14 protein-coding genes are annotated in these 16,189 nt (G+C 54.2%); 10 read left to right on the forward strand and 4 right to left on the reverse strand.

What is annotated here, in order from left to right; genetic code table 11:
• Nucleotides 1-10 precede the first annotated feature (10 nt).
• Entirely contained in the window at nt 11-730 is a 720-nt protein-coding gene (locus HRQ63_RS10050; protein WP_172242656.1) for a M50 family metallopeptidase, read from the reverse strand.
• 193 nt (nt 731-923) lie between these two features.
• Complete coding sequence (locus tag HRQ63_RS10055) at nt 924-3,035, reverse strand: class I SAM-dependent methyltransferase (protein WP_172242659.1); 2,112 nt, start codon at nt 3,033-3,035, stop codon at nt 924-926.
• A gap of 142 nt (nt 3,036-3,177) precedes the next feature.
• Between HRQ63_RS10055 and HRQ63_RS10060 the strand changes: the two genes are divergently transcribed.
• Together HRQ63_RS10060 and HRQ63_RS10065 are read left to right on the forward strand one after the other, a co-directional pair.
• Entirely contained in the window at nt 3,178-3,771 is a 594-nt protein-coding gene (locus tag HRQ63_RS10060) for an RNA polymerase sigma factor (RefSeq protein ID WP_172242662.1), read from the forward strand.
• Nucleotides 3,725-5,389 (forward strand): DUF4179 domain-containing protein, encoded by a 1,665-nt coding sequence (locus tag HRQ63_RS10065; protein ID WP_172242665.1) that lies wholly within the window; start codon nt 3,725-3,727, stop codon nt 5,387-5,389. Before HRQ63_RS10060 ends, HRQ63_RS10065 begins: the two co-directional genes overlap by 47 nt.
• Before the next feature lie 67 nt (nt 5,390-5,456).
• Here the strand turns inward: HRQ63_RS10065 and HRQ63_RS10070 are convergent, their stop codons facing one another.
• Nucleotides 5,457-5,999, reverse strand: a complete 543-nt coding sequence (locus HRQ63_RS10070; protein WP_308809913.1) for an Lrp/AsnC family transcriptional regulator — start codon at nt 5,997-5,999, stop codon at nt 5,457-5,459.
• 176 nt (nt 6,000-6,175) lie between these two features.
• Between HRQ63_RS10070 and HRQ63_RS10075 the strand changes: the two genes are divergently transcribed.
• Nucleotides 6,176-6,943 carry an MBL fold metallo-hydrolase gene (locus tag HRQ63_RS10075; protein ID WP_172242668.1) on the forward strand — a complete coding sequence of 256 codons (768 nt, stop codon included), beginning with the start codon at nt 6,176-6,178 and terminating at the stop codon, nt 6,941-6,943.
• A 124-nt stretch (nt 6,944-7,067) separates the two neighbouring features.
• Here the strand turns inward: HRQ63_RS10075 and HRQ63_RS10080 are convergent, their stop codons facing one another.
• On the reverse strand, nt 7,068-7,538 hold the full coding sequence (locus HRQ63_RS10080; protein ID WP_172242671.1) for a hypothetical protein: 471 nt from the start codon (nt 7,536-7,538) through the stop codon (nt 7,068-7,070).
• 783 nt (nt 7,539-8,321) lie between these two features.
• On the opposite strand from HRQ63_RS10080, the gene HRQ63_RS10085 reads away from it, so the two are divergent.
• The 7 genes from HRQ63_RS10085 (at nt 8,322) to HRQ63_RS10115 (ending at nt 16,178) form a co-directional block, all read left to right on the forward strand.
• Nucleotides 8,322-8,978: a hypothetical protein gene (locus HRQ63_RS10085; protein ID WP_172242674.1), complete on the forward strand. Its 657-nt coding sequence runs from the start codon at nt 8,322-8,324 to the stop codon at nt 8,976-8,978.
• Between the two features lie 163 nt (nt 8,979-9,141).
• Nucleotides 9,142-9,891: a 2,3-diphosphoglycerate-dependent phosphoglycerate mutase gene (gene gpmA, locus HRQ63_RS10090; RefSeq protein ID WP_172242677.1), complete on the forward strand. Its 750-nt coding sequence runs from the start codon at nt 9,142-9,144 to the stop codon at nt 9,889-9,891.
• 31 nt (nt 9,892-9,922) lie between these two features.
• Complete coding sequence (locus HRQ63_RS10095) at nt 9,923-10,507, forward strand: GNAT family N-acetyltransferase (protein WP_172242680.1); 585 nt, start codon at nt 9,923-9,925, stop codon at nt 10,505-10,507.
• 856 nt (nt 10,508-11,363) lie between these two features.
• A complete protein-coding gene (gene nrdI, locus HRQ63_RS10100) occupies nt 11,364-11,723 on the forward strand; it encodes a class Ib ribonucleoside-diphosphate reductase assembly flavoprotein NrdI (protein WP_037283802.1) in 360 nt (119 codons plus the stop codon).
• Nucleotides 11,710-13,794: a class 1b ribonucleoside-diphosphate reductase subunit alpha gene (nrdE, locus tag HRQ63_RS10105; RefSeq protein ID WP_172242683.1), complete on the forward strand. Its 2,085-nt coding sequence runs from the start codon at nt 11,710-11,712 to the stop codon at nt 13,792-13,794. The genes nrdI and nrdE overlap by 14 nt, the downstream gene beginning before the upstream one ends.
• Nucleotides 13,795-14,071: 277 nt before the next feature.
• Complete coding sequence (nrdF, locus tag HRQ63_RS10110) at nt 14,072-15,061, forward strand: class 1b ribonucleoside-diphosphate reductase subunit beta (protein WP_037291985.1); 990 nt, start codon at nt 14,072-14,074, stop codon at nt 15,059-15,061.
• A gap of 166 nt (nt 15,062-15,227) precedes the next feature.
• Nucleotides 15,228-16,178: an NAD(P)-dependent alcohol dehydrogenase gene (locus tag HRQ63_RS10115; RefSeq protein ID WP_172242686.1), complete on the forward strand. Its 951-nt coding sequence runs from the start codon at nt 15,228-15,230 to the stop codon at nt 16,176-16,178.
• Nucleotides 16,179-16,189: the final 11 nt, after the last annotated feature.

Raw genomic sequence — 16,189 nt, forward strand, 5'->3', positions numbered from 1 at the left:
TTTTTTTCGTTTAAGCCCGTATCTTGGATCGCCGCGAACCGCTGCTCGAACTGCGATTACTCGAACGTCCCTCATGCGTTTTCGCAAATAATCGGATGCACCAGTTGGCGCACAGCAGCGAGAACGCGACGAACAGAATGGACCAGCCGATTGCCGGCACGAAGGTGTCCTGCGCCAGCAGCGCCGCATCGCCCGCCGCTCGCGGAGACGTGACCGACACCCACGCCAGGTAGAAGGAACTCGTAATCGACTCCTCCAGCGTCAGGAAGCAGAGCAGCATATAGTAGAAATTACGCAGCGGCTCCCAAACGAAGTACATCAACGCATTCAATGCGATAAATCCGATCAGCCAGACCACGCCGAAGCCGTCATGCACGTACAGGATCAACATGATCAAAGCAACGGCCGTCATCAAGATCAAGCCCTGCTTTTGCTGCTTTTTGTAATAGCCGTAGAACAGCAGGACCGCAAATAACGAAGCGGACATGTATCCGGCCAAGGAGACCAGAATCGAACTCCAGGTCGAATACGTCATGACGTAGGTGGCTCCGCTGTGGTTCGCGTTCAGGTCGATCGAAGAGACATGACCCGACGTGGCGAGCGCGACCACCGCGTGACCGAATTCATGGATCATCGTGTTCAGATTGCGAAATAACGATGAAAAAGGAATCAGTCGGGTCAGCACCGCCGCGACCAGCAGATACAGCACCAGTTTTGCCCATTTTGGCATGAAACAACCTCCTCGAACGGATCGCGAACCGCCGCCTTCCCTGAACGGTTCGCGGTGACTTTCCAAAACTTCTGCATACCTTTATGCGTTCAACGTGTTCTCGTTATGTTACGACCAAGCGCAGGGCAAGGTTCCGGCTTCTCCGCTTTTTGCTTGAAAAAGGTTCAACCGACGCTTAAGCATACCCCGAATTTCAGCTCCCCGACACCTTTTCGATCACGATCAGGCAGGTGCTGTCCGGCAGCGGAAGTTCATGGCCTGCGTCGTCCGTTACCTTCACCCGGTCTTGCAGCGCCAGCGTATAGCCTTCCTGCAGAAAGTGACGGCTGACCACGATTCTCGCCTGCTCTCCGAACAACTCCGCGATGCACGACTCATATTGCGACGGCGTCATGTATCCGAACTGCTCCTGCACCTCGTGCACATACGCTTCCTCGCCCCACGTGTACGTGTATAAGAACTCCATCGCGTCGTTGACCGGCATTCGGACTTCGTTCGGGCCAACCTGCTCAAACTTGATCTCGCGCCCGACGAAATCCGCGGCGTAACGTTCCAACTTCTCCAGCGCTTCCGGGTCGGAGAACGTCAATCTTCGCATCTGCTCCGCAGGCTCCGTCATGATTCCGTCCCGGATCAGAATGCGCCCGCCGACGGGAATCAGTTGAAAAGCGCTTTGCAGCGCCGCACGAACGGTTGCCAGATTGAACTTTTTCCCGTTGAACGGAATATACGAATACAGCTCATGCAAAATAGAGGAAAATACGACCGTATCGATACTGCCCGGCTCGATACTTTCGGTCAGATTCAACGCGTCGCCTTTAAGCACCCGCCAATTGCGGCGTTCCAATCTTCTGCGGCGCTCCAGCGCTTCCACCACGTTTTCGCTGATATCGACGCCGATCGCTTCTTTGTCCGGCAGTTCTTGTTCGATCAGGTCGAGCAGCACGCCGCCGCCCGGACCGATATCGAGCACGCGCGAACCGGAAATGTACGACAGCAGCACTTTTTTATCGTCCGCCGAACTGTTCATCGACTCCAGATATTCGTCTTCGTTATGAAAACGGTCATACGCGTCGCGCCGGAGTCCGAACAGGTCCATCAGCATCAGCACGGCCCGTTCGTACAGCGGCGATTTCTCGGCTTCCACGCAGAAATCGATCAGCTTTTCCGCGGCCGGCGAAAACACGAAGCCGAAAAAGCACGTATCCGTATTGCCTTTTTCCCGGCTGACCCGATGGTGCAGATGGGGACTGTCCGCATGCTGCCCGCCTTCCAGTACCGCCGCCCAGTCCAGCTCGCGCAAAACCTTTTCGATGATCCGCTTTTTGTACAGATTGATCTTTTTGACGCCTTTGTAATCGTAGTACAAGCCGTGCATCAAACGTTCGAAGCTGATATGCCGCGCTCCAGTGCCTTCGTCTGCGCCGCGCAGCGCCAGCAGCATCATTTTGACGAACTCCTCCAACGAAAACTCGCTCAATGCCGCCTCGACGTACCAGAGCGTTTTATCGTTCAAGCGCGCAAAAGCCTGCTCCAACCCCTTTTCGACGCCGGCCTTTTTCAACGCTTGCTCCACTTCCGCCAGTTCGCCGTCGAAGTCTTCGCCGCGCCGGATCGATTCCGTGCGCAACCGCCGTAACCGCCGCTGCAATCCGTCCCCCTCCGGCACCGTGCCCAGCGAGACATGCAGCACGCAAGCTTCGAGATCGGCAGCGACCGTTTCCCATAATTCCTCCGACACGGCTCCGATAACGCAGCGGTTGAGCGCCATGAGCAGCCGGGCCAGTTCAGTCTCTGTCAACAGCCCTTCGTCTACCGGGCCGTGCAGCGGCATATTCGCGGCAAAAGGCACTTCGCCCCGCAAATATTGGCCGAGCAGCCCGTGCGTGCGGATCAATAGCGAGGTCAAGCGGCGGCGGTCCCCGGCGCTATCCGTCGACTTTTGCAGATACAAATCCGCCGAACCTTCATTATGTACAAATACGTTAATGCCCTGGCGCTGCCAGCCGATCCGATCCAGCCTGCTGCCGCCTTTTGCCGTTTCGCTCCAGGCCAGCACTTCTTCGAGCAGCTCTTTCATCCAAAAGGACATGGGCTCTCCTTGCAAAAGCTCCAGACTACGCTCCACGTAAGCCAGTACCGGATTCAACTGCTCCAGTTCCCCGATCGAGCCGATCCGTTCGTAATTGACGATGTATTCTTCGGCGGACGCCAAAATATTCAGCCACGCCGGAAGATCGACTCTGCGGGCTTCTTCCTCTTCCTTTTCCATATAGCTGCGGATCTGTTCCAGGGCGCTAGGCATGATGTTCGCTCCTCTCCATTCTCCATTATAATCTCTATTATGATACCCCAAATCAGGGCGGTAAAAAAATCGGAAAACGAAGCGAGAGAACTTCGAAGCAGCATGCGTCTTAGCAGTAAATCATCACGGAGGAGGAGAATGCGTGGAAATACCGGATGACCGGATCATCGTGGATGCCGTACTCGCGGGCGATAAACAGGCTTACGCGGGCATCGTGGATCGGTATAAAAATAAATTGTACGGATTGTTTCGGAAAATGGGACTGGGTGAAGCGGATGCCCAGGATCTGACGCAGGAAACGCTGTTCAAGGCTTACCGAAAGCTGGACTCGCAGCGGACCGAACAAAGCTTTTCCGCCTGGATGCATACGATCGCGCTTAATTTGTTTCGGGATCGCGGGCGAAAGAAAGTTCCTGTTCCGCACGAACCGATCTTGGAGACTGCTGCTCCAAACATAGAAATGCCGGAAGAAAGCATGATTCGGGCCGAATTGCGCGAAGAATTGGATCGCTTGCTCGATACGCTGCCGGAGCATTATCGACTGGCGATGGTGCTGCGCTATACCGGGCAATTGAGTCACGACGAGATAGCGGAGCTTACGGGCATGAACGTCAGTCAGGTGAACAACGCGCTGTATCGGGCAAAATGCAGCTTACGCGGCAAGATCAAAGCGAAGGAGGGAATGCGCTATGAATTTCCGATCGCAGTCGACAACGGCAAAAGTTCCGCACGATAAACGCAGTGCGGAAGGGTACGGAAGCGGGCGGGCCGACGGAGAGAATTCGAACGATCGTTTTTCGGAAAAGCATGAGGATGCGGTACGCGAGGACACACGGAACCATGAGGATCGCGCGACTCGCGAAGACGCGCAGTGGACATCGCTCTTCTCGCAGGAAAAGCTGCCTGATGATTTTACGGAGCGGTTTATGGCCGAACTGGAAGGGATCGGGATGGACTCGGTGTCGGAGGGCCCTGTCGAACGGAAAGTTCCAAAAAAACGAAAAAGTCGCAAACGTATATGGACGGCAGCGGCCGTCGTCGTATTCCTTGCCGGAGGCATCCTGCTGTCTACCCATCCTACGATCGCCGAACATGTACGCTCTCTGTTCTCCAAAGACTCCATGGCCGATAAAGGGATGTCCGAAGCGAGAGACGCCGGATTTTTGACCCGCACCGACGTTTTTGCTACGGATGAAGCGAGCGGGTACACGGTCAAAGTCGAAGAGCTGATCGCGGATTCCACCCGGTTGGTTGTCGGGCTTACTGTATCGGACAAGCACGGTAATTCAGTTGCGGGTCAGTTGACCCAAGGACAGGGTAATCAATTTCGGATTCGGGACAGTCAGGGAGAGATCGCATATACCAGCTCGATCGGCGGGAACTCGAGTCTTGACCAGATCGAATTCAGGTTCGGGCGTGCCGCTGTCGGCCAAAGCCTATCGTTGGAAATTGACGCAAGAGAACTTCTGATCAGCCCCGGCGAATTATTGAGCGATTCCAAACGACAGAAAGTCGGCGGCCTTTGGACGTTAAACGTCGACATCGACTTGATCAAGGCCGCAGACGTTTCCTTAATAACCCGTTTGAACGAATCTTACGAAACGCCTTCCGGCGTGAAAATCAATATGCTCGGAGCAGCTCGCACGCCCAGCGGAGGCGCGCTCGAATTCGAAACTTCATTGACGCCGGAAGCGCAAAAGCGAGGAACGGAAGGCATCCAAAGCAAGCATGAGGTTCTGTACCGAATCGAACGGACAGACGGCGAAGAATTGCCTTGGAATTACGGCTCTTACGATTTCGCTTCTCCCGTTTTCGATCGTTGGACCGGCATCAATCGCTGGTTTTATCGGTTCAGCAATTTCTCGTATGATACGGAACCGCTGCGCTTTGTACTGGAAGGTTATATGATTCGGGAAAAAAGCGACGCTTCGGTCACCTTTGACCCGTCTTCCCTTTCTGCACAAAATCCTGCGGTGTTCAAAGATTCCGGGGACGAGTTCGAACTGACCGGGATGACCGTCGGTCCCGACCCCAACTGGGAGGGTAGCGGAGCTTCCGATATCCCTTCTGCCGGGATCATCACTTTCGGAGGAAGTTATAACAATCCTGGCTTCCCGACCGACGATTGGATCGCTTTGGACGATGCAGGAAACGAGTATCATGTTCAATTCCGCGGAGCCTTAACCATAGGAGATCCGAAACTGGACGGCAGCCAGACGTTCATCGTCGAGGGTCTGGAGACCATGCCGAGCAAACTGACGCTCAAGCGTACCGAGGTTCAACATCTGTACCGCGACGGCGAATGGTCTTTCGAGATTCCGCAGGACGGAACGCCGGGCGTAGTGCCGAAGTAGAACACCAAAAGACGCAGGCAGCCGGATCAAAGCCGGATCGCCTGCGTCTTTCTTTTTCCTTTTTTACTCAACCTTTCAATCTCCCCATCGACAGATTCACCCGATAGTTCCCGTACTTCAACATATCCTGCAAAAATCCGTTCAGTTCCTCCATCGTACGTGTACGCGTCAACAACAAATAACACCCTTCGCCGTTCGTCCGATCCATTCGCACAACGCGTTCATCCGCTTGAGCGAACGCGAGAAACGCGGCGTGAATCGTCCCCGCATCCAGAAAAACGGTCACGTACGCTTCGACCGCTAGCCCGACTTTCGCGGGATTCCAGCGCAGCGTATACCCTTCGATCACGCCGCTTTCGCGCATTCGCCTTACCCTTGCGCCAACCGCCTGTCCGGTTAAATGAACCTCTTCCCCGATCTCTTTGTACGTACGGGTAGAGTCTTCGGTCAGCAAATCCAAAATCCGCAGATCCGTTTCGTCAAACGATGCGTCGGCACCCGAAGACAGACGTTTTTCGCTCATCAATCTGTCACTATGCCGCACGCTTGCTTCTTTGCGTTCTTGCCGTATCCGTTCACGCTCCGTCTGCGGATTTTCATCGTTAATCATGTCGCTTCCTTCCTTTTCGTCATCTTTATTTTCACGCCGAAAACCGAAAGCTCCGGATCGTTTCACCGAAGCGTGTCCTGGCGGATTTGGCGTCTTTATAATGAAAAGTATATCACGGCCTACCGCTCTCGGCCTCTTTTGAGATCGCGAGACAAGCGGCCATCAGGAGGTTCATCATGAAAATCACCCTTATCCGCAACGCCACATTATGGCTGGAATACGGCGGCCTGAATTGGCTCGTCGATCCCTCTTTCGCCGACCAAGGCTCTACTCCGGCAATTCCGCATGTTCCCGATTCGCGTCCCAATCCGCTCGTCCCGCTTCCGGCGACGGCCGAAAGTCTTTCTTCGCCGGATATCCTGTTATTGACTCATCTGCATCCGGACCATTGGGACGAACCTGCGGCCAAAGCTCTGCTTGCGGGACGCGGCGGTTCGGAGCTTCCGATTCTGGCCCAACCGGGCGACCGCGAACGCATCGCTTCATTCGGCTTCTCTGATGTGACCGAAATCGAAAAAACGCTGACTTATCGGGACGTTACGATCACGCGCACATCCGGTCAACACGGCATCGGCGAGATCGGTCAAAAGATGGGCCGGGTATCCGGGTTCGTGCTTCGCGCCCGGAATGAACCGACGCTGTACATCGCGGGCGATACGATCTGGTGCGACGACGCCGTTCAGGCGCTCGACACGCATCGCCCCGACGTGACGGTCGTCAACGCGGGCGGCGCGCAATTCGGCGAAGGCGATCCGATCATCATGACGCCGGAGGACGTAGCGTCGCTCTGCCGCCATAATGCGGATACCGCGATCGTGGCCGTGCATTTGGAGGCGATCAACCACTGCCAGACGACGCGGGAGACGCTGGCAAGCGAAATGAAGCAGCAGGGACTTCAAGATCGGGTACGCATCCCGGCTGACGGAGAAACGTTAGCTTTTTAAACGAAACGTCAAAACATGCGAAAAGACGCGTACGGGAAGACTTCCCTGTACGCGTCTTTTTTACGGATTTTTTTCGCTTCACCGATCCGGCAGCTCGACCCGCCTTATTTTAACTGGAAGAGTACTAGGATCTCCGCTGCTCCACGTATTCCTGCATGTCGCGCAAGTTGGAGATCGGCGAAAACCACCCTTGCTCGCCTTCGTTGAATCGCACGCCGTACAAGCCGGACTTTTCGATCTCTTGCAGCCAATTGATCATCGGATCGACCTGCATTTTGGCAATAAGCACCTGTCCGCCCGGCGTCATCAACTGATTATTGCGCGCGAACACTTGGGCATGCATCGGATCGGTGAACAGGAACGCCCAGCCTTGTCCGTCAACGTTGCCGAAAAACGGCTCCGGCTGCTGCGGGTTATCGCTCGGCTGCATGAGAATCAACCAGCTGTCCAGCTTGAATGCCTCTCCCCAGATCAACGTCTGTCCTTCCGCGAACGGAAGCTCTCTCGCCTGCTCCACCGTTACGTCGAAATGCGCGGCCAGATCCGCAGCCTCGCGTACCTGCTGCTGTTGTTGCGGGTTTTGTTCTTGGGTCATGATGAAAAACTCCTTTCGATACGGCTCGGTAATGAAAACTTCTATTCATTGTACCGAATCGAGGAGGAGAATGCGAAGCGGAAGTTAATTTCAAACAAATCGGTCTCGGTCGCTGACGGTGTCCTCTTTGCGAATGAACGACTAATAAATCTTTCTTGAAGATGCTTACTCTTCGCCTGACTCATGCTGATGTGCAGTTTTTTACAGTATCTACTTTAACTTTTCCTTCTATTAATAACAGCAAGCTGTTTACTTATAAAATATGCTCGAACATCTTCACGACTTCTTCCTTCGTCCGTTGGAACGGATTGCCCGGAGCGCAGGCATCCTTCCTCGCAAGCAGGAATGCGTCGGTGACAACGAGCGCCTTGCGGCCGCCGAGTTGGTAAAATGCAGGCCGGCCTCATTCAGACAACCTCGGCCCATCAGATTAACGGGAGGAACATAATAGACATGCGTAGTCAAATTCATCTTCCTTTCTCGTTCGCTTCTTTGGTTACGGCTTGAAAAGAGTCGTACTTCAATGTCTACATTATCATTAGTGAATATTTTCACTAAATAATAAAAGCCACATTTATTTAAGGAGTTATTCCAATTAATAATTTTCAGTCCTGCCGCCAGATTTGCATCAAGGGTCATTTTTGGGTAACAATATTGAAGAAAGGATTTTTTCGGAACGACGGATGCGGCTTTCGGTTTTTCGACCCCGTTGTTTCTAAAGGCTGCCGACTGTGTAACTTTTAATAAACTCAAGCGTATAACCTTTTGGAGGTGTTTGACTGTATGAATAAAATGAAATCTTTATCCGTTTTGGCTCTTACCCTGATGCTGACCGGCGTGTTGGCCGCATGCGGCAACGATCAAGCGGCTTCGCCGTCTCCGTCGACGTCTTCGGATTCCCAGGCGGATAGCTCGGCGAACGACCAATCCAGAGAAGACAACGACGCGCACCCGACAGACGAAGTGGACATCGACAAAGAAAACAGCACGGAGTCCCCTACCGATTCGGCGATCGGAGAAGCTCAGGAAGAAACGGACCTCGACGCGACCACAGGCGATCCTGTTCCTGCGGACGACGAGTCGAAGGATAACGCGGAAACCGACAGCACGCCTGCCGAAACGAAGCCGGACGAGTTCGCTTCCGATTCGGTAAGTTCGACGAACAGCGCAGCGACAGGAGGAACGACCGGAACCGCTCCCGCGACTACGCCTGCGGCGGACGAGCAAAGCGGCGAAGGATCGTACGTCGGCCTTGCCGACGCCCACAGCGCGGAGATCGAAGTGGACGGCGAGCCGGTCATGTACCAGTTGTCCGAAGAAGCCCAAGCGCAGCTCGGTCAAATTCCGGCGGATGCCCAAGTCACGTTCACGTATACGGAAGAAGACTTTGATTCCGAAACGAAGGTACTGACGATCACGGACATCAAAGAAGCCAAGTAACCGAACCTTTTACCTGACTCGAATAACACGCTTGCGTAAGCACTGCTCCCTCTCTGCCCGGCTTCGGCCGGACAAGGGGGATTTTTAAGGTCTGCGGACCTGACGGTTCGCTGCAAGGGGCTTTTTGAACGATGCCGAATTTTTGCCAAAAGGAGATGCGGATATGTATCGGGTAGTGATGATCAGACACGGGCAAAGTGAATGGAATCAAAAGAACCTGTTTACCGGATGGACGGACGTTAACCTGACCGAGAACGGAATCGAGGAAGCGAAAGACGCCGGACGCATTTTGCGGGAGTCGGATTACGGCTTCGATATCGCGTTCGCTTCGGTGCTTCAACGCTCGATCAAGACGCTGCACTACGCGCTGGACGAGTTGGGGCTGTTATGGATTCCCGAAGAGAAGTCCTGGAAGCTGAACGAACGTCATTACGGAGCGCTTCAAGGACTGAGCAAACCCGAGACGACCGAAAAATACGGCGAGGAGCAGGTTCATTTATGGCGGCGCAGCCTTTCCGTACGCCCGCCGATGCTTGAACAAGACGACAAACGGCTTCCGAAGTTCGATCCCCGCTACGCCGATGTGCCGACCGAGCGGCTGCCCGCCGGCGAAAGCTTGCAGGATACGATCGAGCGCGTAGGCGAATTTTGGGACGAAAAAATCGTGCCGCTGGTGCAAGACGGTCATCATATCCTGATTGCCGCGCACGGCAATACGATTCGCGCGTTGATCAAATTCATGGAGGATCTTGAAGAACACGAGCTGTTGGATCTGAATATCCCGACCGGCGTTCCGCTCGTCTATGAACTGGACGACGACGTGAAACCGATCCGCCGCTTCTATCTCGGCCATCCGACGCACGTCGAAGAGAAAAAACGTCAAGCCGCCGATCCGAACCACGATCCCGATTGATTACTATCCGAGCCAAAAAGGAGTGTTTAACATGAACGGCAACTTTACCGTTCGCCCTGCCGTGCCGACCGATGCAAGAGCGGTCTCGCTGCTCATGTACGAAGCAATCGGCGATATCGCCCACACTATCGCGGGAACGACCGACCTTCCCGATACGCTGGAGGTACTGGAGGAACTATTTCAATTGCCGGACTGTCGACTCGGCTACGACAACGCTCTGGTCTGCGAAGACCAAGACGGCGGCATCGCGGGCTTCGTCCTGAGTTATCCCGGCGAACAAGCCATAGCGCTGGATATCCCTTTGCTGCGTCGCCTGCAAGAACGCGGCCTGCCGACGGACGGACTGGTTCCCGAAGCCAACCCCGGCGAATACTATTTGGACTCCGTAGCCGTAAGCGGCGCCTACCGCGGCGCAGGTCTCGGCACCCGACTGATCGAAGCCTTCGAACAACGCGCGGCAGACCTCGGCCAATCCCGAGCCATGCTCCTCGTCGAAAGCGAAAATACCAAAGCCAGAGCCCTCTACGAACGCCTGGGCTACCGCCCCGACGGCTGGCTCGAGCTGAGCGGCCATCGATACCAACGCATGATCAAACCGATCAGTTCTCACGCCTGAACGCATCACTTTGGAAGCAACCACAACCACGTTCATACGCTCAACCTTTACACGAAAGGAATAAGCCCAGCAGAGCTAGGCTTATTCCTTTTCTACTTACTGGATGTTTTGATCACAATTATATCTTTTATGCTTTTATTCTTTTCCCCTTCCATCCACCCGGATGCCGGGAGCCTTTTCGGTGCAAGCGCCAAGCGGAGGGAGAAATTCAGTGAGATACAGGCTTTCGAAGAAAACCTGCGATAACATCTAGTGTCATGTTGACGCCTTTGAACTCGGAAAGCTACTCCCTGATTCTTCATCCCGCGGCTTTACGAGTGAAACAGCGGCTCGAACGAATTTCTCCCGCAGCGCCCCTCGCTTACCCGCCGAACCCAGTCTCCCGTCATCCCCCCTATCCCCATTATCCCCGCCGTCCACAATCGACCGCGTTGAATTATCCCCGCCATCCACAGTTTGCGCCGCTCGATCCTACCGGTTTTCCACGGCTTATCCCCATCCTTTTCCCGCACAACTAACTTTTTATCACTTTGTTCAAAAAAATTAATTTGCACTTCTTGTCGACTGAAGACCTTCTTTCTGTCTTGATCAATCCTCTACCCCGCACCATTGCGGCATTTCCGAAAAAGCCTCCTTACTCTTTTGTCCGTCAATCCCCGTTTAGGGAAAGTTCCGTCGTAAAAGCGCCTTTTTTCCCTTAATTGCTCCCGTTTTCGCCTTTTCTCCCACTTCCGACTCTTTTATTTTCTAAAATTTGTGCTTTGACAAACCCCATATCTGGTTATAAAATGAGTAACACTGACCCGGATAAAACTAGATATAGATTTAACCGGGCAATCAAGGAGCGTGAAAGAACATGGTGATCGCTTACGATTCCAGAACAGGAAACGTGCGGAGATTTATCGAAAAACTGGATCTTCCCGCGGTTCAAATCGACGAAACGATGAAGCTGGAAGAGCCTTTCATCCTCGTCACTTATACAACGGGCTTCGGTCAAATACCGGACAAAGTCAATCAGTTTCTCCAGAACAACGGACAGCAGCTGCGCGGCGTATCCGCCAGCGGCAACCGCAACTGGGGACTTTCTTTTGCCAAAAGCGCAGACACGATTTCCCAAACTTACGGCGTACCGGTATTGTGCAAATTCGAATTATCGGGAACGAATAAAGACATTCTACATTTCAAAGAGGAGCTGAACACCCTTGCGGCATATTGAACTGAACAACCAACTGATGCTGAGAAACGCCGACGGATTTTTCCGTCTCGAGAAAGATAAAGAAGCGGTAGCCGCATTCATGGAAGAAGTACGGCAACGCAGCCTGACTTTCCCTGATTTCGGTTCCCAAGTGGACTATATGATCGAAAACGACTACTACGAGAACGTGTACGCGAATTACACCCGCGAGGAAGTCGTCTCGGTATTCGAAACTTCGCACAACGTGCCGTTCGAATTCGCTTCGTACATGGCCGCTTCGAAGTTCTACACGGACTACGCGATGAGAAGCAACGACAAAGCGCAGTACCTCGAGACGTACGCGGACCGTTCGGCGATCGTGGCCCTGCACCTGGGCGGCGGCAACGTGGAAACGGCGAAGTCGCTCGTGACGGCAATCATGGAGCAGCGCGTGCAGCCTGCGACGCCGACATTCCTGAACGCGGGCAAAAGCCGCCGCGGCGAGCTGGTATCGTGCTTCCTGCTGGAAATGGACGACGCGCTCAACTCGATCAACTATGTACTGTCGACCTGCATGCAGCTGTCGAAAATCGGCGGCGGCGTAGCCGTCAACCTGTCGAAGCTGCGCGGACGCGGCGAGCCGATCAAAGGCGTCGAAGGCGCGGCCAAAGGCGTTATGCCGGTACTGAAATTGATGGAAGACGCTTTTTCGTATGCCGATCAAATGGGTCAGCGCAAAGGCTCCGGCGCGGCGTACTACAACATTTTCGGCTGGGACGTGCTTGAATTCCTGGACAGCAAAAAAATCAACGCCGACGAAAAATCGCGCCTCAAAACGCTGTCGATCGGCTTGATCGTTCCGAACCGCTTCTACAAGCTGGCGGAAGAGAACAAGCCGCTCGTGGTATTCGGACCGTACTCCGTTTACAAAGAATACGGCAAGCACCTCGACGACCTCGACATCGACGAGATGTACGACGAACTGCTCGCCAACGACAAAATCAAGAAAAAAACCGTGATGAGCGCGCGCGACATGCTGGTCAAGATCGCGATGGTTCAGCTTGAATCCGGTTATCCGTATATCATGAACAAGAGCAACGCCAACAACAATCACGCGCTGAAAGATCTGGGCATGGTGAAAATGTCCAACCTGTGCACGGAGATCTACCAACTGCAAGAAACGTCGACGATCGGCGATTACGGACAAGCCAACGATATCCGCCGCGACATCAGCTGCAACCTGGCTTCCCTGAACATCGCGAACGTGATGGATCACGGCAAGCTGCAGGAGTCGGTACACGAAGCGATGCTCGGACTTACGGCCGTCAGCGACATGACCGAAGTGCAAAACGCTCCGGGCGTAGCCAAAGCGAACCGCGAGATGCACTCCGTCGGCCTCGGCGCGATGAACCTGCACGGCTACCTGGCAAAAAACAAAATCGCTTACGAAAGCGACGAAGCGATCGACTTCGCGCGTACGTTCTTCATGATGATGAACTACTACTCGATCGAAAAAAGCATGGAAATCGCGCGCGATCGGGGCGAAACGTTCGCAGGCTTCGAGCAATCCGAATATGCAAAGGGTACATACTTCGACAAGTACGTACAGACCGATTACAGCCCGCGCACGGATAAAATCAAAGCGCTGTTCGGCGACATGCACATCCCGACGACTGCCGACTGGGCGCATCTGCGCACGCTTGTTCAAGCGAACGGCCTGTACCATGCCTACCGTCTGGCGATCGCGCCGACGCAAAGCATCTCGTACATCCAAAACTCGACGTCGAGCGTGATGCCGATCGTCGACGCGATCGAAACGCGTACGTACGCCAACTCGACGACGTACTTCCCGATGCCTTATCTGGCGCAGGATAACTTCTTCTACTACAAGTCCGCGTATCAAATGGACCAGTTCAAAGTCATCGACATGATCTCGGTCATTCAAGAGCATATCGACCAAGGCATCTCGGCGATCCTGCACGTCAACAGCAACGTGACGACGCGCGAACTGGCCCGTTACTACCTGTACGCGGCACGCAAAGGCCTGAAAGCTCTCTACTACACGCGTACCAACCACTTGAGCGTGGAAGAGTGCATCAGCTGCGCGATCTAAGTTTGTTCAAGCGGTAAGCTTCACCTTGAGCGTTACGGCTTCATGCCTGTTCGATCCACATGATCTTCAGAAACTGCGGGGCGCCTTTCACGATCCGGACTGCCGGTCTGAGTAAAACGCCCCGCTTTACTTTTGCTTATTTATCCGCCATAATAAGTAACTTGTGCGCCGTTCCAACGAGATCGGCTGCTGCTTATGAGCGATCCATCCAAAATCGTCCACTAATACCTTTATATATAAAATCATACTCCACGAGAGAAAGGGATGACCGAACATGATCAAAGCCGTTAACTGGAACCGTCCTGCCGACGACTTCACCCTGATGTTCTGGAACCAAAATATTATGCAATTCTGGACGGACGACGAAATCCCGCTGTCCGACGACAAAATGTCTTGGATCACGCTGACGCCGGACGAGCAGGAAGCCTACATGCAGGTGCTGGGCGGCCTGACGCTGCTGGATACGGTACAAGGCGGAGTCGGCATGCCGCAAATCATGGAGCACGTCGAGAACCTTCAGCGCAAAGCCGTTCTGGCTTTCATGGGCATGATGGAGCAAATCCACGCCAAGTCTTACAGCAGCATTTTCACGACGCTCGCGTCTACCGAAGAGATCGACAAAGTCTTCCGTTGGGTCGAAGAAAATCCGCTGCTTCAGAAAAAAGCTTCGATCATCTCGAAGTATTACCAAAACATCGAGACGCAAAAAGACCTGTACCTGGCAATGGGCGCTTCGGTCATGCTGGAAAGCTACCTGTTCTACAGCGGCTTCTTCTACCCTCTCTACCTCGCCGGACAAGGCAAAATGACGAGCAGCGGCGAGATCATCGACTTGATCCTGCGCGACGAAAGCATCCACGGTCTGTACGTCGGCGTGCTGGCTCAAGAAATCCTGCGCGACCTCCCGGCATCGGAAGCCGAAGCGGCGACGAAGGAACTGTACGAGCTGCTGCATACGCTGCAAGCGAACGAAGAACAGTACACCGAGCAGCTGTACACGAAGATCGGCCTGACGGAAGAAGTGAACAAGTTCGTCCGCTACAATGCCAACAAAGCGATGATGAACCTCGGCCTCGAGCCGCAGTTCGAAGAAGACGACGAAAGCATTAACCCGATCGTCCTCAACGGCCTGAAAACGCAAACCAAGCAGCACGACTTCTTCTCCAAAAAAGGCAACGGTTATGTGCGCACGGTACACGTGGAGCCGCTGCGCGACGAAGACTTCCTGTTCGACAGCGCGGAAGCGCCGGTAACGAGCGGACTGTAAGTTCGGCATTTCTTTTTTATCCCTTTCCTATCCAGAAGCTTTGCCTGCGGTCGGCATGCCGGTTTTTATCGGTGTTCCGGTCGCGAGCGAAGCTTCTTTTTTGATCGGAAAACGGGTATGATCGAGTCGTACGCAGAAAGTCGACAGAAAGCGGGCGATTCCAACCATGAAAGCAGCAGTGATCACCAAGTACGGCGGACCCGACGCTTTTCAGATCCAAGATCGACCGGAACCCGTACTCCGCGCAGGCGAACTCAAAGTGCGCATGCAGGCTACCTCGATCAATCCGATTGATTTCAAGGTACGCAAAGGATATATGTTTTTCTTATCGGGCTTTCGCTTCCCCAAGATTCTGGGCTCCGACTTTTCCGGGATCGTGGAGGCGTGCGGCGAAGGGGTGAGCGGATTTGCAGCAGGCGATGAAATCTACGGATTCACGAACGGCGCTTCGCAAGGCGGCGCATCGGCGGAGGTGCTGTGCTGCAAAGCTTCGGTCGCTTCGAAAAAGCCGGCTTCGCTCAGCTTCGAGGAAGCCGCTGCCGTCCCGCTGGCGGCCTCGACGGCTTACCAGGCACTGATGCGCGAAGGCGGCTTGAAGTCGGGCATGAAGGTGCTCGTGATCGGCGCAACGGGCGGCGTCGGTCATTATGCGGTGCAGCTGGCCGCGATCGCGGGAGCTCATGTGACGGGCGTTTGCCGGTCTTCCGGCGCATCGACGGCCAAAGCGCTCGGCTGCGACGCCGTAATTGCTTACGATCAAGAAGACTTTAGGCAGAGCGGACAGGCGTTTGACGTCATTTTCGACGCGGCGGGCAAATCCGGGTTCGGCGAGTGCCGGTCCCTTTTGAAAGAGCAAGGTACTTACGTCACGACGATACCGGGCCCTTCCGTGATGCTTCGGCGTGCACTGACCGGATCAAAAGGCCGCAAAGCCCGTTTCGTCATGGCGAACTCCAACGATACGGACCTGAGCCTGATGCGAAAATGGTGCGACGAGGGTCAACTGAAGCCGCTGATCGAAGCCGTTTTTTCATTGGACGAAACGCGTCAGGCCTATGAGCTTGCGGAATCCGGGAAAACGCGCGGCAAAGTCGTGATTCGAACGACGAAGGAGTAACGCTATAAGAA

This window comes from Saccharibacillus endophyticus (assembly GCF_013185185.1).
Taxonomy (GTDB): domain Bacteria; phylum Bacillota; class Bacilli; order Paenibacillales; family Paenibacillaceae; genus Saccharibacillus; species Saccharibacillus endophyticus.